The organism is Pedobacter antarcticus (assembly GCF_900103515.1).
In the GTDB taxonomy this organism is placed as follows: domain Bacteria; phylum Bacteroidota; class Bacteroidia; order Sphingobacteriales; family Sphingobacteriaceae; genus Pedobacter; species Pedobacter antarcticus.
Map to the genome: position 1 here is coordinate 626,203 of NZ_FNGZ01000002.1, position 23,880 is coordinate 650,082.

A 23,880-nucleotide genomic window follows, 5' to 3' on the forward strand; every position below is an offset into this window, starting at 1 on the left:
TTGAAAATTATTTAATCATTACCCCTGGCTTATTAACCAACGGAATTCTGATCAGATTTTCTTCGACAATACTTTCTGGCAGGAAGATGAATTTTTTGTCATAGATAGTACCATCAATGTAGTAGCTTAACCAGTACTCATTTGTTAGTCCAAATACTTCTGGATCAATTGCTTCTACCCCTTTGAAAGAATTTGCCGGCATGTCACCCAAAAAGTGTCTGAGTACAGAAGTCTTTACTTGTCTGCCATCTTTTTCACCGTAACCCTTCGAACTGATTAATACATTATCTATCTGAACATTTTTCATATTGACAAGATATACAGACCAGTTTTTTATTTCCGGAGTCTCACTCATCAAGACCACTGCCATGGCCATATCTTCAACTTTATTTTCCGGTAGATCCTTTTTCATTGTTTTAATTGATTAAATAAACGAAATAAAAATGCGGATCAGCCCTTTTATCAGGATGATCCGCATAGATTAGAACTAATTATTTTTTAGCAGCTGCTTTTTTAGCGGGTACTTTTTTCACCGTAGTTTTGGCTGTAGCAGTTTTTTTGACCGCTGTTTTCTTAACCGCTGCTTTCTTTTTTGTCTTAGGTTCAAAAGCATTTGGAACTTGTTCCACAATCAGTTTTTTCACTTCCTCTAATGTAAGAAGGGAAAGATCTTCTGGAGTGTATTTTTCGTTGGTGACTGGATTTCTTCCTAGTTTCAGCATGTCTTTACCAAAACGAATAAACGGACCCCATCTGCCATTTTCCAATGCAATTTTTTCTTCCGGCCATTGCTGAATATAACGATTTGCCTCTTTTTCTACTTTTTTAGCAATCAATTCGGCTATGTCACTGTCAGAAAGAAAGTCGAAATTATAAGCCTTTGGAACATTAATAAACAATTCATTCCATTTAATGAAAGGCCCGAATCTTCCGGTACCTTTGGTAACTGGAAGTCCCTGGAAATGTGCTACTGGTGCGTCAGCCGTGATTTTTTCATCGATGATTTCTTTCGCTCTTGCGTAATCAATCGTTAACGGATCTTCATTTTTAGGGACTGAAATAAACGCTTCGCCCCATTTAACGTAAGGTCCGAACCTACCTACGCCGACACTTACTTCCTTCTCCTGGTAGTCTTCCAACTGAAATGGCAGTCGGAATTGTTCCAATGCATCTTCCAGAGTAACCGTCCCGACAGACTGGGATTTCATCAGGCTGGCATATTTAGGTTTTTCTTCATCGTCATTCTGGCCAATTTGAACCAGGGGGCCGAATTTACCTACTTTAGCATATACATTTTTTCCACTAACCGGATCTATACCCAGCAGACGCTCACCATTTGCACGGTCTGCAGTTTCGGTAGTTACTTCAACTTCCTTATGAAACGGCTTGTAGAATGCGTGGAGCATCGTAGTCCAGTTCTGCAGCCCCTGCGCAATCTCATCGAATTCTTTCTCCACTTTAGCAGTGAAATTGAAATCTACAATTCCCGTGAAGTGCTCTACAAGAAAGTCATTTACCACTTCTCCGATATCAGTTGGGAATAATTTAGCTTTTTCAGCACCTGTAATTTCGGTTTTAATCGATTTGCTTACTTTTCCCTCTTCCAATAAGATAGATCCGAATGAACGGCTTCTTCCATCACGATCTTCTTTGACAACGTATCCACGGTTTTGAATGGTAGAGATCGTAGGCGCATAAGTTGATGGTCTTCCGATGCCTAGCTCTTCTAGTTTTTTAACCAGGCTTGCCTCGGTATATCTTGCTGGCGGGCGGGAAAATCTTTCGATCGCCTGCATTACGGTCAGCTGTAAATCCTGACCTTTAGCTAAAGGAGGGAGGATGTTTTCGTTTTCCTGTTCATCATTTTCGTCATCATCGCTGGATTCCAGGTATACTTTAAGAAATCCGTCAAATTTCATGACTTCGCCTTCCGCAACCAGGTATTCCGGACGTGTGCTGATAGCGATATGAGCAGTTGTTTTTTCAAATTGAGCTTCGCTCATCTGGGAGGCAATAGCTCTTTTCCAGATCAGTTCATATAAGCGTTGTTCTGAACCGTCGCCAGTTACAGTATGCTGATCAAAATAAGTAGGGCGGATGGCTTCGTGAGCTTCCTGTGCACCTGCAGACTTTGTTTTGTAGGTTCTTGGCTGATGATATTTACTTCCGTAAGCCGAATTTATTTCATTGGCAGCAGCAGTCAAAGCTGTTTCCGATAAATTCACAGAGTCTGTTCTCATGTAAGTGATCTTACCACTTTCGTATAATCTTTGTGCAACCTGCATAGTCCTTGAAACCGAGAATCCAAGTTTTCTGGAAGCTTCCTGTTGCAAAGTAGAAGTAGTAAAAGGTGCTGCGGGGTTTCTTTTTGCCGGTTTTGTTTCCAGGCTGCTTATTTTGTAAGTAGCCTTTATATTATCTTGTAAGAATTTTTCTGCGTCATTTTCCTTTTCAAAGCGCTGTGGTAATTCCGCTTTAACAGTTTCCCTTGCAGTACCAGTGCTAAACTTCGCACTAATTTTAAAAGCTGCAGCCGCATTGAATTTATTGACTTCTCTTTCCCGGTCGACAATTAATCTGACAGCCACTGATTGTACCCTGCCTGCAGAGAGTGACGGTTTTACTTTTTTCCATAATACCGGTGACAATTCAAATCCTACCAGTCTATCCAGTACTCTTCTTGCTTGTTGTGCATTGACCAGATTATAATCAATTGTTCTCGGAGATTCAATAGCCTTAAGAATGGCTGGTTTGGTGATCTCATGAAAAACAATCCTTTTAGTCTTATTTTCTTTCAGACCGAGCGTTTCAAATAAGTGCCAGGAAATTGCTTCCCCTTCGCGGTCCTCATCGGAAGCAAGCCATACCATTTCGGCTTCTTTCGCTAGTTTTTTAAGTTCTGCTACCACCTGCTTTTTATCTGCAGGGACTTCGTAGGTCTGGGCAAAATTATTTTCAGTGTCAATACCCATATCTCCCTTTACCAGATCACGGATGTGTCCATAACTGGATTTAACGAGGAAATCTTTACCTAAATATCCCTCTATGGTTTTTGCTTTTGCAGGTGATTCAACTATTAATAAATTTTTGGCCATTCAGAACGTTTTTCTGCAAATAAAACTATAAATAAGGCGAAAATCAAAATTATACCTATAATAAATGTGAAAAGCGAGCATTCTTGAACACTTATTCTAGCTTAAAATGATGAAACTGAGCCTGTCTTTCAGGTCGGTGGCTGAATTTTCGGAAAGGAAGTTTACTTTAAGGTTATAATTCAGTACGATATTTGTGCATATATTCGAATATAAAATAAATGAATAGTCATGAATACACTACTGATCTTATTAAGCCTGTTGTTTACCCCGCCTGAGAGTATTTACAACTTCTCTTTTAAAACCATTGATGGAAAGGAAGTTAAGCTTTCAAAATTTAAGGGTAAGAAAATTCTTATTGTGAATACAGCTTCAAAATGCGGCTACACACCACAATACGAAGACCTGGAAAAGTTGCATAAGCAATATGGTAAGGACGTTGTCCTGATCGGTTTCCCTGCTGGAAATTTCGGCGGACAGGAACTCTCCACAAATGCGGAGATCCAGGATTTCTGTAAAAAGAATTTTGGAGTGACCTTCCTGCTAAGTGAAAAAGTAAGCGTAAAAGGGGAGGACATTAATCCATTGTTCAAATATCTGACCAGTGCAAAAAATCCTGATTTTACCGGTGATATTAACTGGAACTTCGAGAAATTCCTGATTAATGAAAAAGGAGAATTGGTACATCGTTTCCGTTCTAAAGTTACTCCGCTAAGCCCTGAGCTGACTAAGAACTTGTAAAATTCAGTTAGAGATCAAAAAAAAAGAGAAATCCAGCTATAGCTGGATTTCTCTTTTTTTTTGATCTCTTGTGTTATTTAAAGCTTAACAAAGGAAACCGCCGCCAAGCAGATCGTTACCTTCATAAAATACTGCAGACTGGCCAGGTGCTATAGCAGATACATTATGGTCGAAAACTACCCGCATACGGTCTTTTTCCTCGACAATAGTACTTAACATACCAGCATCTTTATATCTGATTTTAGTGATAACATTATCCATAGGCTCTTGGATATTTGCATACTTAATCAGATTTACATTTCTGACCATAGCTTCTCTTCTCTCCAATTCATCAGCCCGTCCCAATACCACAGTATTACTCTCAGGCAGGATCTGCGTTACAAACATAGGCTCGCCAAAAGCAATACCTAATCCTTTACGCTGTCCGATCGTGTAAAATGGATAACCTTTATGCTGTCCGACAACCATACCGTTACTGGTAATAAAATTACCACCTGCTACACGTTCTTCCAGGTCGCCAACTTTATGTTTCAGAAATGCCCTGTAATCATTATCGGGAACAAAGCAGATCTCATAGCTTTCGCTTTTCTTTGCCAGTTCTTCTTGTCCCATATCAAGAGCCATCTGTCTGATTTCCGATTTGGCAAAAGAACCTAAAGGGAACTGAGTCCGTGCCAGGTTTTCCTGAGAAACCCCCCAAAGCACATAGCTCTGATCTTTATTTTCATCTTTCCCTTTAGAAATGACATACCTGCTGTTGTCGTGTTGTCTGATATTTGCATAATGCCCGGTTGCAATAAATTCGCAATCCAGTTTATTAGCTCTCTTTAACAACGCTTCCCATTTGATATGCGTATTGCATAATACACATGGATTTGGCGTACGGCCAGCAAGATATTCATCAACAAAATTGTCGATAACAAAATCACCAAACTCATCTCTGATATCTAATATATAATGCGGGAAACCATAGTTAACCGCTAAAGTCCGTGCATCATTGATACTATCCAGACTGCAACATCCTGTTTCTTTGCTATTACTGCCGGAGCTTGCATAGTCCCAGGTCTTCATGGTCAGGCCAATTACTTCATAACCCTGTTCATGTAGCATTACTGCAGCTACCGAACTATCAACACCGCCACTCATGGCTACCAGAATTCTACCCCTTTTACTCATTGTAATTTAATATGATACAAAAATAACTGATTTTAATTAAACATTCTTTTTTGACCGGTCAGATACTTGTAAAAAGGAGCTGTTTTGGTCTAGTTAAACGATATAGCAGTAAGTTTAATACTGTTTTTAAAATTATATGATATATTAGCCAGCAGAAACATTCATTAATAATCTGGAGGGATTATAAAAGCTGGGTGTAGCTTCATTACCTTTAAATCACGAACGAAACCAAATCACTAATAAAACAAAATGAGAAAACAATTAATCGTTGGTTTGCTGTGTATCCCTTTTATAGCGGCTGCACAGCAAGACTTGGCAAAGTATGTAAAGCCTATCATAGGTACGCAGAAAATGGGCCATACTTATCCCGGTGCTACCGTCCCTTTTGGCGCGGTGCAGCTGAGTCCTGAAACTGATACAATCTCGTACGAGCTTAACGGGAAGTATAACGGACCAGTATATAATTACACCGCAGGTTATAAATACGAGGACAAGACCATCGTTGGATTTAGCCACACACATTTTAGTGGTACAGGACATTCTGATCTGGGAGATTTCCTAATTATGCCTACACAAGGCAAACTACAGCTTAATCCGGGAACCGCAGATAATCCTAAAAACGGTTACCGTTCTGCATTTTCCCATGACCAGGAGATTTCAGAAGCAGGATATTATAAAGTAAAACTGGAAGACGACCAGATTTTGGCAGAGCTTACCGCCTCAGCAAGAGTTGGCATGCATCAATATACTTTCCCAAAATCAGACGATTCCCATATTATTTTAGATCTGATGGCCGGAATTTATAATTATGATGATAAAAATGTCTGGACGTATGTGCGCGTGGTAAATGATACACTGGTTACCGGGTACCGTCAAACCAGCGGATGGGCAAGAACAAGGACTGTATATTTCGCAATGACATTCTCCAAGCCTTTTAAAAGCTACGGACAAAAGAACTATGATAAAAAACAGGCATACAGAGGGTTTTGGGGTAAATTTGACCAGACTAAAAACTTCCCTGAGCTTGCCGGGAAAAACCTGCGAATGTATTTTGACTTCGAAACTGCTGAACAGGAGAAAGTGAAGATCAAATTCGCATTATCGCCGGTTAGCCAGGAAAATGCGTTAGAAAACATGCGCGCAGAAGTGCCGGGATGGGACTTTAATAAAGTAAGAGAACAGGCCAGGGAAAGTTGGAATAAGGAGCTGAATAAGATCCAGGTTAATACTTCAGAAGAGGATAAAGTGAACTTCTACACTGCGATGTACCATGCATTCATTAACCCAACGTTGTATACAGATGTGAACGGTGAATACAAGGGGCTGGACCAGAATGTGCACAAAGCCGAAGGTTTTCAAAATTACACGACCTTCTCATTATGGGATACTTATAGAGCGTTACATCCATTCTTCAACATCATACAACCATCCAGAAACAACGATATGGTTAAATCCATGATGGCTCACTTTGATCAGAGTACGATCAAAATGCTTCCTGTCTGGTCACATTATGCGAATGATAACTGGTGTATGAGCGGATACCATAGTGTTTCAGTGGTCGCAGATGCCATTATCAAAGGGGTTTATACCGGTGATCCGGAAGCCGCTCTGGCAGCCTGTATTACAACTTCGAACCGCAGAGATTATGAGGGTATCGGAGAATATATTGACAAAGGCTTTATCCCTGCTGAGAAAAGTGGTACTTCGATTTCCAATACCTTGGAATATGCCTATGATGATTGGTGTATCGCACAATTAGCGAAAAAATTGAATAAACAGGATGTATATGAGACGTATATGAAACGTTCAGCAAACTGGAATAATAACTTTGATCCCTCTACTGGATTCATGCGTGCTAAAGATGCTTCAGGTAAATTTCTGCCGAAGTTTGACGTCATGAGCACACACGGGCAGGGTTTTATTGAAGGTAACTCCTGGAACTATAGTTTCTTTGTTCCGCATAATCCAGTAGCGTTGATAGAGAAAATGGGAGGGAAGCAAAAATTCGCAGCCAGACTGGATACTTTATTTACTATGCACCTGCCTGATGAGTTCTTTGCCGACACCGAGGACATTACACGTGAGGGTATCATTGGTGGTTATGTTCATGGTAACGAACCTGCCCATCACGTAGCTTATCTGTACAACTGGGCAGGTAAGCCGTGGAAAACACAGGAGCGTGTTAGAAAGATCCTTAAAATGCAGTATAAGGCTGCTCCTGACGGTTTAGGCGGTAACGATGATTGTGGCCAGATGAGTGCATGGTACATGTTCTCTTCTTTAGGTTTTTATCCGGTATCACCAGGGTCAGATACTTATTCGCTGGGTAGTCCTGCTGTAAAATCTGCCGTACTTAAACTAGAGAACGGAAAAACATTCACTGTTGATGCAATTAACCAAAGTGATAAGAATGTCTATGTTCAAAAGGTATTATTGAATGGTAAGCTGGTTACAAACCAGGAGATTCGTCATACAGATATTGTAAATGGAGGAAAATTAACATTTTATATGAGCAGCAAACCCGCGAAATAAGGGTTTATAGCAGCAAATCAACAAATGGCCGCTCAGTTAGAGTGGCATTTTTGTTACCCGGCAGGATCGGTTTATAAACTAATCTGACTGTAAAACAGTGTTTTGTGCATTTAAGTCAGTTTTTTTTATTCCATAATTTGCAAAACAGATTATAATTTCTACTTTTGCATTCCCTCAAAACGGGTAATGATTCCGTAGCTCAGCTGGTAGAGCATTACACTTTTAATGTAGTGGTCCTGGGTTCGAATCCCAGCGGGATCACGAAAAGCCTCACAGAAATGTGAGGCTTTTTTGTTTTAATCCTACTAAGTGTACGATCTGTTTTACAGCCAGCATGGCTCTTAACAACGAAATTCAATTATTTTCTAAAGCTGTAGTTAGAGAGAAGTTTCGGATCAACACGAAAATTTATATTTTTATTGGCTATGCAGATCCAAAGTTATGAAGTCATTCCCAGACTCCGGCTCTACGTCAAGATGATATGCACGATGAACTGCGATGAAGAAACGGATACAAATCAGATACGGGTGCTGCCTGATGCTTGTGTGGAGTTATTTGTGAACTATACGAGTACACCGGTAGCGGTTATTGAAAATGAACTTTACAAACGCAGTATCATTAGCTTTCGTATGAATCGTCCGGTGGATGTTCAGATGCGAAAAGGCGCCGGTTGTCTCGCTATTTGTTTTTACCCTGGCATGGCGTATAAGTTTTTCCAGGTACCCATGTGTACACTAAGTAATACCACTGCGGCTTTATCTGATATATGGACCGGCCTGGCAGACGAAATAGAAGATCAACTAGCTTGTGCCCGAGATAATAATACACGTGTGCAGATTGCGCAAAATTATCTGGTACAACAAATAAACCGGGGAAAGAACGACTTGCAGCTAGACTATTGTATCCAACAGGCACATCTTTCTGGTGGCTTAGTATCCCTGAGTAAGCTTACAAATGACGCTTGCATCAGTCAGCGGCATCTTTCAAGAATATTTAAACAATATATTGGCTTATCACCTAAAGAATATTTGCGCATCTGCCGGTTCGTGCATTCACTGACTCATATGAAAAAATACCCGGCATTTTCACTTACGGAAATAGCATGCAAAAGCGGCTATTATGATCAGGCACATTTTAATCGTGACTATAAAACGTATACCGGATATGCTCCGGGTAAATTGGTACGTGCACCACATATTTTGTATTAATGTCCGTTTTGTACAATTTATAGTAAGTTGATCTCTACAAATTGCGGGACAAAAACATTGACGATATGAGAAAACTAATATTAGGATTGGCAGTAACATTAGACGGATACATAGAAGGGCCAAATGGCGAATATGATTGGTGCTTTACGGATCAGGATTATGGTTTGAATGAATTCTTTGCCCGTGTTGATGCGATCTTTATTGGTCGTAAAAGCTATGAGATAGCGCAACAGCATGCAGCTAAAAACGGAGAAATAGTTCCTGGTTTGCCTGAAATAACAGAATACGTCTTTTCTAAAACTTTGAAAACAGTTAAAGAAAGTGCTGTGCTTATAAACGAAGATAGTATTGCCGAGGCGCGAAGGATAAAAGAGCTACCTGGTAAGGACATATGGTTATATGGAGGTGCGGAGCTCAGCGATGCCTTAATGAAAGAAAACCTTGTGGACGAATTGTGGTTGTCGGTACATCCCATACTCCTGGGTAGTGGCAAATCTCTTTTTCATAAGCAGAATAAATCATTCAAATTAACACTCCAGAAAAGCAAAACATATAAAACAGGTTTGGTGTCGCTCTGGTATACAATCAATAAATAGTAGAATCTTATATGAAGATTTGAAAAAGATGTGGAGTTAGCTGGTAATACGATATCAGTAGAAATGTACAGGTGCTGGTTGGGGATCGTTCTTAAGGCAAATTCGCGTGTTGCTCAGCTATGTAACTGTACGATTTCGCTCATAAACTGTTCATTTACGACCGTTTTGGGCTGAGTATTTTTGACTCAAGTTGTTGTTTTATAGTAGTTTATGTACCTGATTTGCTTTTGGCATGTACTTGGTTTACAGCTAGCCATACCAAACCGCCGGGCAGCTGCCCGATTAGATCAATTCATATGAGTATGTTTAGACTGAACTTAAAAATAGCCTTGCGAAACATTCAGAAAAATGTCGGTATTACATCACTTAATGTGGGTGGTTTAGCCATTGCGCTGGCCGCTTTTATTTTGGTAATAATGTATTTTAATTATGAGACGAGTTTCGATAAATCAAATCCCAATTACAATAATATTTACGTAGTCGGAAGAATATACCCGGATTTCAAGACCAATTATACAGCTCCTCCTTTTGCTAAAGCGATCAAACATAATTTTCCAGAAGTAGAAATTGCGGGTATTACCAAGCTCGATCCTTCTTGGGAACTGGTGATTAAAAATGGTGATAAAACAGTTTTTGCTAAAAATTTCTTACAGGCTGATTATAATGCGGCTAAAATTTTGGATTTACAGCCTATCGGAGGATTAGAAAAGCCGACTGGTGACATCGAAAGGCTTGCTTATTTAAGTACTGAAAGTATGCAGATACTTTTTCCGGATAAAACAGATAATAGTCCGGAAATGGTCGGATTCGGACCGAGTACTTCAGGTATAACAGGGAAAATCAATGGTTCAATAGCAAGTAACCGGCATTCAAATATAAATTTTGACGGTGTGTCAATCGCTAATGAGCTGGGAAAGTCAGAAAATTACGGGCATAACAATTACACCACTTATATTCAGGTGAAACCCGGTACCGACATAGCAAATCTGGAGCAAAAAATAACAAATTTATATAGGGCCGAATTGTTGAAGGGGGAGACCGACCAATCGACCATAGATGAAATCAAGGTTATCTCCACATTTTTAGATCCCTTAGCAAATTTGCATTTAAAACCAAGAGCAGGTAATGATGCACCTTATAAGATACTAATTGCACTTTCGATACTTGGGGTATTGATTTTGGTTATTGCATGTATCAACTTCACGAATTTGAGTATCGCTCAGGCAACCAAACGCGCTAAAGAAGTGGGGGTTAAGAAAGTATTAGGTGCCTATCGTTTTCAAATTACGGTTCAATTTCTTACCGAAATATTCATGCAATGCTTGTTAGCGACTATTTTAGCGTTGATTTTGGCAGAGTTGATATTGCCTACATTTAATAATCTGTTCGAAATTAATTTATCCATCTGGCATGCTGATAATAGTCTGATTTGGCAACTTCCGGTAATATTATGCCTTATTACTATTATCGCGGGTATATATCCCTCGTTAGTGTTATCCGGCTTTAAACCGGCGATGGTGCTAAAAGGAAATTTCTCTACGAATAAACAGAGCTACTGGTTACGGAATAGCTTACTGGTATTCCAGTTCAGTATTGCCGTGATTTTTATTATCGGTTTGTTTATTATCCATTCGCAGTTAAAATATATGCGCAGTCAGGATCTTGGTTTTGAGGCGACTCAAGTGGTTTACGTCAAAAATATCATGATTTTTAATGACCCTGCTAAATTCAAGCCTGTCAGAGAAAAGATTTTGAAAATACCTGGAGTAGAATCGGCTACGGTATCTACCACTATTCCTGATGGTTCTGAAAGTGGATTAAACGGATATACTGCAGGCGGAAAACAAGCAAATATCGATTTTGTGGATGTAGATTTTGATTATTTCGAAACCTTAGGCATTAAATTAAAAGAGGGCCGTTTTTTTTCACAGAAGTTTAAAACCGATACAGCGAATTCGGCGATAATAAATGAAAGCGCTGCTGCGAAATACGGAATGAAAAATCCGGTGGGGCAGCTGATCAGAGGTTGTAATATGGATTATAAAATTGTCGGTGTGGTGAAAGACTTCAAGACACAAGGTTTCGAAAATGCGGTTCAACCTACAATCTATGGGATTAAAAACCCTTGTGGGAACTTGAAGGTTCATATCATGCTGAAGATCGAGGAAAGTAAAATGGCAGGAGCTCTGGCTGCATTGAAAGCCCAGTGGCCAGAAATAAATACGAAGGATGGCGAAGACTTTCGGTTTGAGTTTTTAGACGAACTTTATGGTAAGCTTTTTAAAAAACAAGAGCAGCTACAGTCTGTATTTTTTGCAGCGGCAATGCTTACTATTTTTATCGCCATTTTAGGTCTGTTCGCTTTTGCAAAATACATCACCAATGGTAGAACTAAGGAGATTGCTGTGCGTAAAATCCTTGGCGCAAGCGATATTCAGATTTTTAAGTTAATTAACAGCTCTTTTCTTGTAATGGTCACGATCGCTAATATTATTTCATGGCCAGTAGCTTATATACTTACGAAAAAATGGTTAGAAACCTTTGCTTACCGCGTTGATCTGTCGGTGCTTCCATTCCTGATGAGTGCATTGATTACAATTTTACTCACCGTAATTACGGTAAGTATTCAGGCCAAAAAAGCTGTTAAAGCAAATCCAGTTGATGGTCTGAAATATGAATAAAATATTTTTTGGTCTAAAAAGTAACAGATGTTACTTATCCGGGTGTTTAATCTGGAAAATCATCCGGGCATCTGAGGTCCAGATATAATCGTCTGAACAGCAATAACCTCTTAGCCACTTTGCTCTGTTAAAATTTCTCAGATATAATCCGCGCGGGAAATCTTCATTTTCAAAAAGAGGTTTGGAGAAAATAGTTAAAGCCCCATGAGGATTTTGATTTACAGTCTCAACGTTAGATTCGGCCTGCTCAAGGTAAGCAAGCCTGATATACGGACCAAATTCTACGGGACAAGCACATAAATCGAATTTAACGATCGCTGCATTTATCTCGCTGAAATTTCCGCCGCCGGTTAGTCCTAGATCAGCCAGTGCGCATTCAATAATTGTTATAGACGAACTTAGCCCGTCGGGATTAAACCTTTCCGAATTGATGATCTGATAAGCATATTCGTTAAGCTTTATATTAGAAGTACCAAGTTCATGCAGTAATGCCGGATTAGCTAAGCCGGCATTTTTTATAAAGTGTGTTTTATTTTGTTCATCAGAAATTAGTTGACTGAAGTGCATTCCTTTTTTCATTTAGCACTTTTTATAATTGCACATATGCTTAATTGATGGTTGTATTTCATCTTTTTGCAAATTATTACAAATTGCTTTTGCAATACGTATTTCCCCAAGCTATAATGGTGTTGATTACCGGAACGAGTGTTTCGCCTAAAGGCGTAAGCTTATACTCCACTTTTGGGGGAGTTTCGGCATAAATTTTACGGGAAAGAATTCCGTCGCGTTCCAGCTCCCGCAGTTGCGCGGTCAATGTGGTCTGCGTAATATCTTTCATTTTTTTCTTTAACTCTCCAAACCTCGCTGGACACTCGGACATAATTGCATGAAGTATTAACAGCTTCCATTTTCCGCCAATAACTTTAAGCGTATTTGTCATTGGACAGTTATTTTCGACAATATCAGAAAAATCCTGATTTGTAAATTCCTGCTCGTCAGCATTAGTATTATTTTTCATACTTAGTACGGTTTATCAAACTACTTGCAGACACAGTTCCGCATTTGCAAATTTGTGATTGCAATCTAGTTAAAACCGTTCCAAATCTATGAAGAGTATACAAAAGAGCAAGTGGATATCGCTGCTGATCGTTTCTTCTGCAATGTTTCTTGCAGTAATTGATATCTTTATTGTCAACGTAGCAATTCCGGCAATTCAGAAAGGAATTAATGGTACTGAAGGTGACATCCAGCTCGTTATCGCTTTGTATCTGCTTGGGTATGCTGCCTTTTTAATTACTGCGGGAAAAATAGGTGACAGATACGGACGAAAGCGTGTTTTTGTTACAGCAATGTTCGTTTTCACCTTAAGCTCCCTTTTATGCGGCATCTCGCAGACAGCATTACAATTGAATACTGCGAGATTTTTACAAGGCGTCAGTGCCGCATTTATGATCCCTCAAAGTATCGCTTATATTCAATTTTATTTTCCGGAACAGCGGGAACGAATTAAAGCAATGGGTATTTTCGGTAGTATTGCCGGTGCAGCGTCAGTTATTGGTCAGTTTCTGGGAGGTGTTTTGCCAGATACAGACTGGATCATAGCAGGTTGGAGATTGATCTTTTTGATTAACCTTCCAATAGGACTGATTGCAGTTATGTTGGCCTGGAGGAAATTAGAAGATACACCCAGACAAATAACCGGTTCATTCGATTATATGGGAGTCACGCTGCTCACTTCAGCTTTAATCTGTCTGATTTACCCCTTAATCAGGGGCCGGGAATTGGGATGGCCGTTGTGGAGCCTTTTCGGTCTCGGGGCTTCCGTTATCCTGCTCATTGTATTTATTTTTAACCAACGTAAAGGAACTATTGCCGGAGTAGACAGGTTGATTAACATGCAGCTTTTTGCATTTACAGATTTTAACCTGAGTCTTTGTGCAGTGCTGTTTTATTTTCTGGTACAGGATACTTATTTTCTCATCAATGCCCTTCTGTTTCAAAATGGATTTGGGATGAGTTCCTCGGAGACTGGTGTTTTTTTTGTAGCGCAGGGAGCAGGGTATGTTTCAGCTTCTTTGTTTGCAATTAGGTTAATACCTGTTTACGGGAAAAAGGTATTACAGACCGGGGTGGTTATTATGCTGATTTCGCTTGTTTTTCACGTGTTGTTCTTCCGGTCGGCCGATATAAGCAGGTGGATAATCTACCCGGTTTTGTTTATTTATGGAACAGGCTGTGGGTCAGTACTTCCATCTTTGATGACAATGGCGCTCAGAGGGATTCCTGTTCATTTGTCTGGAGCTGCCGCAGGTACATTCTCCACATTTCAGCAGACAGCTATAGCGCTGGGAATCGGGTTGGTAGGAGGAGTGTTTTTCTATTGTCTGAACGGAGAGGTCAGTACGCAGGCGTATGTATATGCGTATGACATAACAACTGTTTTAAATGTGATATTACTCCTTCTGGTTAGTTTCTTTTTATATCTTTTACCAGGTGATGTCGCCACTCAGGATTAACTTCCCAAGCCTGAAATGATCTGTAGAGGAGCAGCTGGACCTTTACAGTCTTTTTGATGGAAAGAGGCGAGAATAGACTGAAAAATTGGAATTTTTTTAAAAAAAAACGTTTAAACAAATTTTGTGCGGACTTGTTAGGGATCGAAAATGACATCATTCATTATACTAACGAACACACGAAATGAAATCTAAAACATCCAGCGGGTTTGAAAAAATAGCAGATCGTATTACCTGCTTCACAGGTAGCTCCACGGCATTTGGTATTGCAGCTGCAGTAGTCATAATATGGGCGGTGAGCGGGCCCATATTTAAATATTCTGATACCTGGCAGCTCGTTATTAATACCGGAACCACAATTGTCACCTTTATGATGGTCTTTCTGATCCAGAAATCTCAAAACAAAGAAAGCAAAGCAATTCAGTTAAAATTAAATGAGCTTATCGCCGCCAGCCGACATGCAAGTAACAGGATGGTCGATATTGAAGATTTGACTGAATTAGAGCTGGATATGCTCCATAAATACTACGCTACCCTTTCAGATAAAGCAGAGGAGGATGACGATATCCACAAGTCGCACTCTATAGATAATGCCCGTATCAGGCAGGAAGAAAAAAACAAGAGATATAATTAATTATCATCATTTGTTTCTTCAAGTTTACCGTCTTTATTTCTTTTTAGCCTGATCACCGGATTTTCCTGTGTGCCGGTAATACTTAGTGGAATTCCAAATAAACCAAAAGGTGGCAGACCCAGTCTTCCACTAATATTTAAATGACCGTCCAGACTTATCTGACCTTCAAAACGTGGACGAAACCCGGCTATGCGCATTTTCGTACGCTTAATGGTCATAATATTGCGGTCTATGCGAGATTTGATCTGCACATCTTTAAGGTTTGGGTTTTTAAGACTATCCCTTTTTGTCTCTTTGCTCACTGCATTAATCATTTTAAATCCCATCAGACTTACCTTTTTTAAGATAAGTACGCCTTCACCTTTAATCGATGGCAATACTGGGAACATATCTCCGTTCAGACGGCCTGATAACTGGTAGTCCAGTCCGACAATACCTTTAACTGAAGAAGCCGAAGTGGCCATTTCCCGGAATAGTTTAATCTCCCGGTATGCTTTGGCAATATCAAAATCCTGTGCAGAAAGATGAAAATTGAAGTCGGCAGATTTAAGTGAAGTACTGCGATAAGTTGCATCCATTTTTACCATTGCATCAATCAGATCGAATCCAGTATCCTTTAGTGTAAGTGCGCCGTTATTCAGTTCCATCGTCCCCGTTGCATTTTGTATTTTAAGGCCGCTGTACACGACCTGTCCGGCACTGGCTTTGAATTGTATATTCAGATTCTCCGGAATCAGAATCACACCATTTGATCCTGAGGATGGCTTTACCGGATTTTGATCTGCATAAACCATAAATTCATCTGCATTTATTTTTTTACTTTTCAGAGTGAAGATACCCTTCAGGCTAGATTTCTCATTTAATACATAACTCATGACATTCTCCAGGTATCCGTTAAGATTGAAATCTGAACTGCCATAAACGGCCTTAAATTCATCAAATTTCATCTGTTCATTGGTGAAAGAGAAATCTCCTCTTGAAATCCGGAATTCCTTTGGAAACAGATCAGACTGCAGATTTAATTGTTTAATCCGTATAGCTCCTGTATTGCTTAAGCGGGTAAATCTGCCGGCAGCTGCATCACTTTGCAAGCCTTTAAAGTGTACATTAGTAAAGATATTTCCTCTAACCTGATAGCCTTTTATAGCGAAGAACTGATATATTTTTCCCAGATCAATATTACCTTTTGAGCTGAGATCATAACGGATGTTTTCAAAGTCACTGACAGCTGCTTTTAACATAAAAGGCTGTCCTGCCATTAGGAAAGAAATGGGTTTGATAATTAGCTTACTATTACGGAACGTTCCATCTGTATTAGACAGTTGTGCATCGATCTGAATTGAAGTCAGCGCTTCAGGAAAATTCGCAGTTTTGATACTACCATTGTCCATTTTAAGTGTTGCCCTTGTTTTTGGAAATAGTTTTTTAGCGTGGTTATAAGGTCCCATGCTGCTCAGGTCCAAGTTTAGCGTTCCCTGAAGTTCCAGATCTGTTAAGGGATAGACCTTAGCAATATCTGAAAGGTTCAGCAGCGCCTTTAAATTTATTTGTAAAGGAAGATCGGGGCGGGTTTTTATTTGAAAATCGCCTTTGATATAACTGCTCAGTGCTTCCAGAGTCAGGTCATTAACGCAAAGCATCGTGTTTTGATAAAGCCCATCTGTATTTTTCCCGGTAATATTAAAATTGATTTTCTCGATTGCCGCAGGAAGAGCAGTGAATTTCAGATAACCGTTACTAAACCTGGAGCTGAGTGAAAACTTTGGGACGGTGGACCATACAGTATCAACTTTTCTAATACCGCTCCGCACCACTTTTTTACTGAACTTTCCGTCGGCTTTAAGATTCATAACTAATCTGCCTTTCAGATCCAGTCCTTCGATATTAAAAGCTTTGGACCATTTTTCCAGATCGATGTCGGTACGGGTATCTGTTTTCAAAACAGGTTCTTTTAATCCATCCAGCTTAAAGACTGCAGCAACATAATCTTTACCCATATTAAAATAAAGGCTATCCAGATCTATGAACAGACGGTCCATATTTAAATCCGGTAACCGTGTCTGCAAATTCAAGGACAGTTTGGTTACAGGGACAGGAACCTTTGGATTTTCTATGTATCCGTCACGTATTTTCAGGTTGAATGTCGCAGAAGGCATCTGCTGGGTTGCAGCGATATATTGTCCTGTAAGAGATGCCGAAATTTCTGCATAACCAGTAATTTTTGTACGGCTGAACTGTTCGGCCATAGCGGGAGGCAGGGCGGAAAATATATTAGCCAGATCTGTTTCTTTAGCCCTGGTTTTGAAATTCAAATCATAACCATCTTTCAGAAATGCGAATTTCCCGATAAAGCTTATAGGTAACGAGTTAATTATCAGATTGTTTTCGTTAAACTGGAGTTCCAGAGAATTCGTGTTGATTTTGGTGAGTAATTTAGCGTTAAGCTTCTTATGTAACAAATAAGGAACATGGTTGTAATAAATATCGATGTGATCAGCAGTAAGCTGGCTCTTCAGGTCAAAAATATCCTTGCTAAAATCACCTTTGCCCTGGTAATTTAGGTTTTGGGCCTTCAGTTCGAATGGAATCGACTCGTCTTTATAGCTAATCTCACTGTTCAGTAAATAAATAGCCTCTATTTTTAACGCTGTTCCTGATGAGGTAGAATCTGAAGCGGCAGTATTTCCGGTTGGTTTGTAGATGTTATAATTTGCATTCCCTTTTTCATCAACCATGACATTAACTTTTGCATGATCGGCATAGATCTCGTCAATCCGTATCTGTTTCGACCATAACGAAGGGATATTCAGGCCAAAAGATAATCTCTTGGCTAACAGTAATTCTTGCTGTCTGAAGGGTGCAGATCCTTTTAAGGATACGCCGTTCAGGTTAATTGTAAGTGAGGGAAACTGTGTGAAAAATGAAATATTACTATTCTCAAATTTGATCTCACCGTCAATCTGAGCGTTGATTATCCGGGTTACTTCCTGATCTATTTTTCCAGGAATGATTAAAGGTATACTAAGCAGAATTGCCAGGATTGAAAGAATGGTGATTACCATTACTTTTACTATTTTTTTCAAGAGCGCACCGGTTATAGATTGTAAAAATGCGAAGATAGCAGTTTTGATTTCAAGCCTGTGTGTTTTATCGCTATTAATTAATGGTTAAAATATCTTGCGTTGATGTTGTTTTGGTTAACTTAATGGTTTCTTCGTATTTTGTTCGGACTTCCTTCGTACTTCCTTCAATGTTCCTTCAATACTTACCGAACGAATATTGAAGGAACACTGAAGGTGATTTGAATTTTATTATACTAATACTATAATTATAATTAACTATTAGTATACTGTGAATGCCGGCCTTGCGGTGCCGGTCTGTTTGATTTAATTTTAAATTACCGTATATTCGTATAGTTCAATTATTTCAATATTAATTGGCTTATGAACAAAAAATTGGAGGAAAAGCTGGATAGTAAACAAAAAGATATCGACGCAATAAATCAGATTCCTGTAATCAATCAGATTTTGGAAGTCATTTGCGGAACTACTGGTATGGGCTTCGCAGCAATTGCCAGGGTTACACCGGACAGCTGGACGACTTGCGCGGTAAGGGATGAAATTCTATTCGGTCTTAAGCCAGGCGATGAATTGCAGATTGAAACGACCATCTGTAATGAAATTCAAATGTCAAGATTGCCGGTTGTCATTAATCATGTAGCTAATGATTTGCATTACGCAGATCACGCCACACCGAAAATGTATGGTTTTCAAAGCTATATTTCCATACCTATTATCACAAAAGATGGCAGTTTCTTCGGTACATTGTGCTCACTGGATCCTGAGCCTGCAATTCTCGATACGCCACAGGTTATGGGAATGTTTAAGTTATTCGCAGACCTGATTGCTTTTCACCTTCATGCATTACAGGAACTGACAATTACTGAAATAAGTCTGCAAGAAGCACAAAAAACTTCGGAGCTTCGCGATCAGTTTATAGCTATATTGGGACATGATCTCAGAAACCCGGTTGGTGCTATCAGAAACGGCGCCCAGCTACTGTTACGGTCCGAACTAAAAGAGCGCGACCTTAAACTGGTGAATGTAATTAAGGATAGTTCTTACCGCATTACCGGACTTATTGAGAATGTACTCGATTTCGCCAGAGGCAGGCTTGGTGACGGAATTACACTGGATGCCACACGTAACGAAAAGATCAGAGAAGATCTTGATGAAGTTATCCGTGAACTGAATATGATCTGGCCCGGCCGGAAGATTGAGACAATTTACGATCTGGACTATGCTGTTCACTGCGATGGCAAAAGAATCGCACAGCTATTTTCAAATCTGCTGGGAAATGCGCTCACTTATAGTACCGCTGAGTCTGTAGTTACTGTAAAAGCATTTTCCGACCCTCAGAAATTTCATCTTGAAGTAATCAATACCGGAAATCAAATTCCCGATAGTAAGCTTGAGCGACTTTTTGAACCTTTTTCGCGTATTGAAACGGGCAAGAGTAAAGACGGACTTGGACTTGGACTCTATATATCTAAAGAGATCGCCCATGCACATGGCGGGCACCTGCTTGTAGATTCCAACTCGGAATACACTTGTTTTAAGTTGATTATTCCCCAGCTTGCAGGCTGATTAATACACCGGCAAACTTTGCCCGTCCACGTTTGTTATTTTGTCAGATTTAACCATTTGATAGAATTCAATTTTATGTTAGGACAAAACGAAAAAGCACCAGACTTCAGTTTGCAGTCATCCGATTTCAATCCGGTTTCCCTCAGTGACTTCAAGGGTCGGAAAAATGTTGTGCTGTTATTTTACCCGGCAGACTGGAGTCCTGTTTGCGGTGATGAGATAGCCGTATTTAGCGCAATGAAATCCATTTTTGATAAAGAAGATACTATTTTACTCGGAATTTCAGTAGACAGTATGTTTTGTCATAAAGCGTATACAGATGCGCATCAGGTGAAATTCCCCCTGCTTGCCGATTTTCATCCAAATGGTGCTGTTGCACAATCTTATGGGGTTTTTGATGAACAGACCGGGTATTGTAAGAGAGCGTTGTTTCTGGTCGATAAACAGGGGTTAATTAACTGGTCCTACCTTTCTCCTGATGAAATTAACCCGGGCGCAGACGGAGTACTTGAGGCAATTGGAAAACTGAATAAATCTAATAGTTAATTTTTAAAACATAAATTATGTCAACACAATTAAAACCCGAGATCAGCGAGCAGGACCATACCAGGGGTAATAAAAAAGCTCAGCTTGAAATTGTAGAATATGGAGATTTTCAATGTCCTGCATGTGGTGATGCTGAACCTCTTTTAGAAGAGATGCTGGATCAGTTTAACTCTGTACTAAGTCTAACATTTAGGAACTTTCCGTTGAAAGACGCTCATAAATTTGCATATGGTGCTGCATTGGCTGCTGAAGCAGCAGGAAAACAGGGGAAATATTGGGAAATGCATGATTTGCTTTTTTCCAATCAGGACAGTCTGAACGAAACACATCTGATAGGGCTGGCAGAAAGGATAGGATTGGATACCGAGGTTTTTGAGCGCGATTTAAGGAGTAAAGACGCAGTGGATAAGATTGAGGCCGATTTTGAGAGTGGCGCCAGGAGCGGAGTCAATGGGACGCCAACATTTTTCGTGAATGGAACCCGCTTTGATGGTGGGGCTGCAGATCTGTATCAAATTATCAAAGATAATGCTACTATGAATTGATTGTTTCGTATTTCTTTAAAACCTGCAATAATTAGTCTAATTTTCAGGCACGAATTTGTAGTATAGCTTAAGAGATGATACGTACCCTGATAATTGAAGATGAGACCGCCATTATTAAAGAAATAAAATGGTTCCTAAGTCAGGAAACTGATATTGAAGTGGTCGGTTGTGCGTCCAGATTACCTATAGCGTTGGATATGATTACCAGCCTCCGTCCCGATCTGGTACTGATGGATATTCAGTTACCCGATGGCACCGCTTTTGATATTCTTAATCAGCTCGAAGATATTGATTTTCAGTTAATATTCTTGACTGCATTTAACAATTTTGCGATTAAGGCTATCAAATACGGTGCGCTGGACTACCTCTTGAAACCAATGGACGACGATGAACTTAAACTTGCGCTGGAGAAGGTTAGGAGAAATATCGCGGCAAAGGATATTAGTCAGGATACTCAGGTTAAAATAGCTTTAAAGAGTCATTTACTTCCAGAAACGCCAGACAGCCATCTAGTCCTTCATACGATGGAATTTATTCAGATACTGCAGCTTAAAGAAATTATATACTGTAAAAGTGAAGGAAGCTACACAACGTTTTTTCTGACTAATGACAGAAAGTTAATGATTTCTAAACCCCTTAAATTTTATGATGAACTGTTGCCTGAGCAATTCTTTCTCAGACCCCATCAAAGCTTTTTAGTAAACTTCGCATTTATAGATAAATATCTTAAATCCGGATCGATTCTGTTGAAGAATCAGATGGAAATACCGGTTTCGATACGCCGAAAGGAATACGTTCTGCAAAGATTGATAAAGTTAAACTGATGAAATGTAATTTCAGTATTTTTGTTATCGTTTTATTGTCAGCCGGATTGTTGTGCTGTAAGCAAAAGAAGGCCGTTCCGGCAAAAGATGCAAATAGAATTGATGTACTCGCTAAGCTTAAAGCAGATGCTTTAAAATTTCAGGACGATAAACGCCCTATTGCCACACATTTAGCTTATTGGAGCGGTCTGCTCAAGCAACAGCCTTACTATCAGGATTCTGTAATGCAGTCTATGTTGCATTACTATATTGCCGGTGTATATTTTAGAATGGATGAGCAGGATTCGCTAGAACATCATATGCAGCAAGCCTGGTCGCTGATGGAAAATCAGCAGGGATTCGAATCCGAAAAAATTCTTTTATTTTCTGGGTTGGGGAATGTAGCTATGGTCAGGCATTTGATTCAGCAGCAAAATTATTACTACCAACGGGCGGCTCGTTTATTAATAGCAGTAAATGGAGGAACTTTAAAGCCCAGACAACAGGTGCAGATTCTATTCGCAGCGGCACAATCTGCACAAAAACTCCGGCAATATGACACCGCGGTTGAAATGAATAGAAGGGCATTAAAAATTCTTCCTGGTTTACCAGATGATTATTCTGCCTGGTTCAGAGCTTACAGTCAGATGGCTTCTTATTTTTACCAATCTGATGGCAATTCGGACTCATTATATCACTATATCCAAAAAATGGAGCAAGTTTACCATCTTGCGCCGGATCACAATAAAGCAAGATTTCTGTATGATCGTAAAGCTTCCTATTTCGAGCATAAGGATATGATGGACTCTGCACTTTTATACAGTCAGTATAGAAGAAATATTGATCTTAAGGATGCAAAGACTAATGGCGACTTAAGTAAGGGCCGGCTTAGTGGGAATTTGTTCAATAGTTACGCAGATCTTTCTGCAATCCACCTTAAAGCACGTAATTTAGATAGCGCCGCATATTACCTCAAGCTTTGCGAGAAACTGATCAGCCGTTTTCCCGATGGTCTAGATGAGAATAATCTTATTTTATATAGTCAAAATAAGGCCGGTTACCTGCTCGCAACAAATAATTTAAAAGCAGCCTCTGGATTACAGCAGAAACTAGTCAGGCAGTATCGCGAATTATACGAAAACGAGAATGCAAGAGCCCTTGCTGAGATGTCCGCACTTTATCAGCTACAGTCAAAAGACCAATCAATTTCGCGGTTAAATTTCAAAGTTGGGGAGACAAACACCAGCCTTCAACGGAATAGATTTTACCTGATCATCACTGGATTGACCGCATTACTGGGAATTACTTTTTTTATCCTCTTATATTTTATTCAACGGCAGCGGAAATTGAAAGCCGAAAATGAAAAAGCGATGCTCAACCAGCGCTTACTGCGAACGCAGATGGAACCCCATTTTATTTTCAATACACTGGCTGCTTTGCAAAGTCTGATTCGTTTTGACGAAAAAAGTAAAGCATTGAAATACCTGAGTCAGTTTAGTAAGTTATTAAGAAGTTCCCTCGAACTGTCCCGAGATGAGATGGCGCCGCTCGAGGAAGAAATAAGCACTTTGGAAAACTATCTCAGTCTACAGCAGATGAGGTTTGATTATGCTTTCACTTATTGTATCACACTTGCTGAAGATCTGGATTCATCTGCATTGTATGTACCGCCTATGTTAATTCAACCTTTTGTTGAAAATGCTATTATTCATGGCGTTAGTACCAGAAAGCAGGGGGGAGAGATAACCGTCAGATTTTCGCTTCAAGGTAAGATGCTGGAAGTTCAGGTTACAGATAATGGAGCTGGATTGTCGGTTAATACTGAAGAAGGAAACTCGCCTCATCATTCCTTATCTACTCAGATCAGTCGGGAACGGCTGACACTGTTGTCCAGAGATAAAAATATGAATGGGGGAATTGATATTAGTCATACCGCGCAAGGTACGGCAGTGCTGATTAGAATACCTGTTTTTTAAAATTGAATTGGTATATACTAAACCAATCTTGTGAATTTATGGTCAAAAATCCTCCTCATTATCTGATAGAATCTGCAAAACGGCAGGTTGACCCTTAGAATAACCCGGTTCATGTAAATTATTTTATTAGATGGGCTTACCTTAATATGTTTGTTTCAATATCAAGTTAAAGACTATTTATTTTGTCACGG

18 protein-coding genes and 1 tRNA gene are annotated in these 23,880 nt (G+C 39.6%); 13 read left to right on the plus strand and 6 right to left on the minus strand.

The features are described from left to right. Nucleotides 1-7: 7 nt before the first annotated feature. Nucleotides 8-412 (minus strand): hypothetical protein, encoded by a 405-nt coding sequence (locus BLR53_RS06290; RefSeq protein WP_074588076.1) that lies wholly within the window; start codon nucleotides 410-412, stop codon nucleotides 8-10. A 79-nt stretch (nucleotides 413-491) separates the two neighbouring features. Further along, nucleotides 492-3,095 carry a type I DNA topoisomerase gene (gene topA, locus BLR53_RS06295; protein ID WP_074588080.1) on the minus strand — a complete coding sequence of 868 codons (2,604 nt, stop codon included), beginning with the start codon at nucleotides 3,093-3,095 and terminating at the stop codon, nucleotides 492-494. Between the two features lie 228 nt (nucleotides 3,096-3,323). On the opposite strand from topA, the gene BLR53_RS06300 reads away from it, so the two are divergent. Next, a complete protein-coding gene (locus BLR53_RS06300) occupies nucleotides 3,324-3,833 on the plus strand; it encodes a glutathione peroxidase (RefSeq protein ID WP_037441138.1) in 510 nt (169 codons plus the stop codon). Nucleotides 3,834-3,917: 84 nt separating this feature from the next. Here the strand turns inward: BLR53_RS06300 and mnmA are convergent, their stop codons facing one another. After that, nucleotides 3,918-5,009, minus strand: coding sequence for a tRNA 2-thiouridine(34) synthase MnmA (gene mnmA, locus BLR53_RS06305; protein ID WP_037444468.1), 1,092 nt, complete (start codon nucleotides 5,007-5,009; stop codon nucleotides 3,918-3,920). A 249-nt stretch (nucleotides 5,010-5,258) separates the two neighbouring features. Here mnmA and BLR53_RS06310 point away from each other — a divergent pair, with 249 nt between their 5' ends. The 5 genes from BLR53_RS06310 (at nucleotide 5,259) to BLR53_RS06330 (ending at nucleotide 12,026) form a co-directional block, all read left to right on the plus strand. Further along, nucleotides 5,259-7,541 carry a GH92 family glycosyl hydrolase gene (locus tag BLR53_RS06310; protein ID WP_074588085.1) on the plus strand — a complete coding sequence of 761 codons (2,283 nt, stop codon included), beginning with the start codon at nucleotides 5,259-5,261 and terminating at the stop codon, nucleotides 7,539-7,541. A gap of 188 nt (nucleotides 7,542-7,729) precedes the next feature. Beyond that, nucleotides 7,730-7,802: transfer RNA gene (locus BLR53_RS06315), tRNA-Lys, on the plus strand. A 164-nt stretch (nucleotides 7,803-7,966) separates the two neighbouring features. Beyond that, the gene (locus tag BLR53_RS06320) at nucleotides 7,967-8,749 is read left to right on the plus strand and encodes an AraC family transcriptional regulator (protein WP_074588090.1); all 783 of its coding nucleotides are present in this window, start codon (nucleotides 7,967-7,969) and stop codon (nucleotides 8,747-8,749) included. 65 nt (nucleotides 8,750-8,814) lie between these two features. Next, nucleotides 8,815-9,345 carry a dihydrofolate reductase family protein gene (locus BLR53_RS06325; protein ID WP_074588551.1) on the plus strand — a complete coding sequence of 177 codons (531 nt, stop codon included), beginning with the start codon at nucleotides 8,815-8,817 and terminating at the stop codon, nucleotides 9,343-9,345. A 302-nt stretch (nucleotides 9,346-9,647) separates the two neighbouring features. After that, the gene (locus BLR53_RS06330) at nucleotides 9,648-12,026 is read left to right on the plus strand and encodes an ABC transporter permease (RefSeq protein WP_074588093.1); all 2,379 of its coding nucleotides are present in this window, start codon (nucleotides 9,648-9,650) and stop codon (nucleotides 12,024-12,026) included. 30 nt (nucleotides 12,027-12,056) lie between these two features. Here the strand turns inward: BLR53_RS06330 and BLR53_RS06335 are convergent, their stop codons facing one another. Together BLR53_RS06335 and BLR53_RS06340 are read right to left on the minus strand one after the other, a co-directional pair. Continuing rightward, nucleotides 12,057-12,605, minus strand: a complete 549-nt coding sequence (locus tag BLR53_RS06335; RefSeq protein ID WP_074588098.1) for a hypothetical protein — start codon at nucleotides 12,603-12,605, stop codon at nucleotides 12,057-12,059. A 64-nt stretch (nucleotides 12,606-12,669) separates the two neighbouring features. Then, on the minus strand, nucleotides 12,670-13,044 hold the full coding sequence (locus tag BLR53_RS06340; RefSeq protein ID WP_037444461.1) for a winged helix-turn-helix transcriptional regulator: 375 nt from the start codon (nucleotides 13,042-13,044) through the stop codon (nucleotides 12,670-12,672). An 88-nt stretch (nucleotides 13,045-13,132) separates the two neighbouring features. On the opposite strand from BLR53_RS06340, the gene BLR53_RS06345 reads away from it, so the two are divergent. Together BLR53_RS06345 and BLR53_RS06350 are read left to right on the plus strand one after the other, a co-directional pair. Continuing rightward, nucleotides 13,133-14,542 (plus strand): MFS transporter, encoded by a 1,410-nt coding sequence (locus BLR53_RS06345; RefSeq protein WP_074588103.1) that lies wholly within the window; start codon nucleotides 13,133-13,135, stop codon nucleotides 14,540-14,542. A gap of 181 nt (nucleotides 14,543-14,723) precedes the next feature. Beyond that, on the plus strand, nucleotides 14,724-15,173 hold the full coding sequence (locus tag BLR53_RS06350; RefSeq protein ID WP_037444455.1) for a low affinity iron permease family protein: 450 nt from the start codon (nucleotides 14,724-14,726) through the stop codon (nucleotides 15,171-15,173). On the opposite strand, the gene BLR53_RS06355 is transcribed toward BLR53_RS06350, so the two are convergent. Continuing rightward, on the minus strand, nucleotides 15,170-18,256 hold the full coding sequence (locus tag BLR53_RS06355; RefSeq protein WP_074588105.1) for an AsmA family protein: 3,087 nt from the start codon (nucleotides 18,254-18,256) through the stop codon (nucleotides 15,170-15,172). The genes BLR53_RS06350 and BLR53_RS06355 overlap by 4 nt on opposite strands. 360 nt (nucleotides 18,257-18,616) lie before the next feature. On the opposite strand from BLR53_RS06355, the gene BLR53_RS06360 reads away from it, so the two are divergent. From BLR53_RS06360 to BLR53_RS06380, 5 genes are all read left to right on the plus strand, one after another. After that, nucleotides 18,617-19,819, plus strand: coding sequence for a GAF domain-containing sensor histidine kinase (locus tag BLR53_RS06360; RefSeq protein ID WP_051760240.1), 1,203 nt, complete (start codon nucleotides 18,617-18,619; stop codon nucleotides 19,817-19,819). A gap of 75 nt (nucleotides 19,820-19,894) precedes the next feature. Beyond that, nucleotides 19,895-20,365, plus strand: coding sequence for a redoxin domain-containing protein (locus BLR53_RS06365; protein WP_037444452.1), 471 nt, complete (start codon nucleotides 19,895-19,897; stop codon nucleotides 20,363-20,365). A gap of 17 nt (nucleotides 20,366-20,382) precedes the next feature. Next, the gene (locus BLR53_RS06370; protein ID WP_037444449.1) at nucleotides 20,383-20,910 is read left to right on the plus strand and encodes a DsbA family protein; all 528 of its coding nucleotides are present in this window, start codon (nucleotides 20,383-20,385) and stop codon (nucleotides 20,908-20,910) included. A 74-nt stretch (nucleotides 20,911-20,984) separates the two neighbouring features. Further along, nucleotides 20,985-21,734, plus strand: coding sequence for a LytR/AlgR family response regulator transcription factor (locus BLR53_RS06375; RefSeq protein ID WP_083332021.1), 750 nt, complete (start codon nucleotides 20,985-20,987; stop codon nucleotides 21,732-21,734). Continuing rightward, nucleotides 21,734-23,689, plus strand: a complete 1,956-nt coding sequence (locus tag BLR53_RS06380; protein ID WP_074588107.1) for a sensor histidine kinase — start codon at nucleotides 21,734-21,736, stop codon at nucleotides 23,687-23,689. The genes BLR53_RS06375 and BLR53_RS06380 overlap by 1 nt, the downstream gene beginning before the upstream one ends. Nucleotides 23,690-23,880: the final 191 nt, after the last annotated feature.

What these genes read in the sequence shown, in the direction of transcription:
- BLR53_RS06290 (WP_074588076.1), bottom strand. Translation starts at nt 412, where the DNA reads ATGAAAAAGGATCTACCGGAAAATAAAGTTGAAGATATGGCCATGGCA.
- topA (WP_074588080.1), bottom strand. Translation starts at nt 3,095, where the DNA reads ATGGCCAAAAATTTATTAATAGTTGAATCACCTGCAAAAGCAAAAACC.
- BLR53_RS06300 (WP_037441138.1), top strand. Translation starts at nt 3,324, where the DNA reads ATGAATACACTACTGATCTTATTAAGCCTGTTGTTTACCCCGCCTGAG.
- mnmA (WP_037444468.1), bottom strand. Translation starts at nt 5,009, where the DNA reads ATGAGTAAAAGGGGTAGAATTCTGGTAGCCATGAGTGGCGGTGTTGAT.
- BLR53_RS06310 (WP_074588085.1), top strand. Translation starts at nt 5,259, where the DNA reads ATGAGAAAACAATTAATCGTTGGTTTGCTGTGTATCCCTTTTATAGCG.
- BLR53_RS06320 (WP_074588090.1), top strand. Translation starts at nt 7,967, where the DNA reads ATGCAGATCCAAAGTTATGAAGTCATTCCCAGACTCCGGCTCTACGTC.
- BLR53_RS06325 (WP_074588551.1), top strand. Translation starts at nt 8,815, where the DNA reads ATGAGAAAACTAATATTAGGATTGGCAGTAACATTAGACGGATACATA.
- BLR53_RS06330 (WP_074588093.1), top strand. Translation starts at nt 9,648, where the DNA reads ATGTTTAGACTGAACTTAAAAATAGCCTTGCGAAACATTCAGAAAAAT.
- BLR53_RS06335 (WP_074588098.1), bottom strand. Translation starts at nt 12,605, where the DNA reads ATGAAAAAAGGAATGCACTTCAGTCAACTAATTTCTGATGAACAAAAT.
- BLR53_RS06340 (WP_037444461.1), bottom strand. Translation starts at nt 13,044, where the DNA reads ATGAAAAATAATACTAATGCTGACGAGCAGGAATTTACAAATCAGGAT.
- BLR53_RS06345 (WP_074588103.1), top strand. Translation starts at nt 13,133, where the DNA reads ATGAAGAGTATACAAAAGAGCAAGTGGATATCGCTGCTGATCGTTTCT.
- BLR53_RS06350 (WP_037444455.1), top strand. Translation starts at nt 14,724, where the DNA reads ATGAAATCTAAAACATCCAGCGGGTTTGAAAAAATAGCAGATCGTATT.
- BLR53_RS06360 (WP_051760240.1), top strand. Translation starts at nt 18,617, where the DNA reads ATGAACAAAAAATTGGAGGAAAAGCTGGATAGTAAACAAAAAGATATC.
- BLR53_RS06365 (WP_037444452.1), top strand. Translation starts at nt 19,895, where the DNA reads ATGTTAGGACAAAACGAAAAAGCACCAGACTTCAGTTTGCAGTCATCC.
- BLR53_RS06370 (WP_037444449.1), top strand. Translation starts at nt 20,383, where the DNA reads ATGTCAACACAATTAAAACCCGAGATCAGCGAGCAGGACCATACCAGG.
- BLR53_RS06375 (WP_083332021.1), top strand. Translation starts at nt 20,985, where the DNA reads ATGATACGTACCCTGATAATTGAAGATGAGACCGCCATTATTAAAGAA.
- BLR53_RS06380 (WP_074588107.1), top strand. Translation starts at nt 21,734, where the DNA reads ATGAAATGTAATTTCAGTATTTTTGTTATCGTTTTATTGTCAGCCGGA.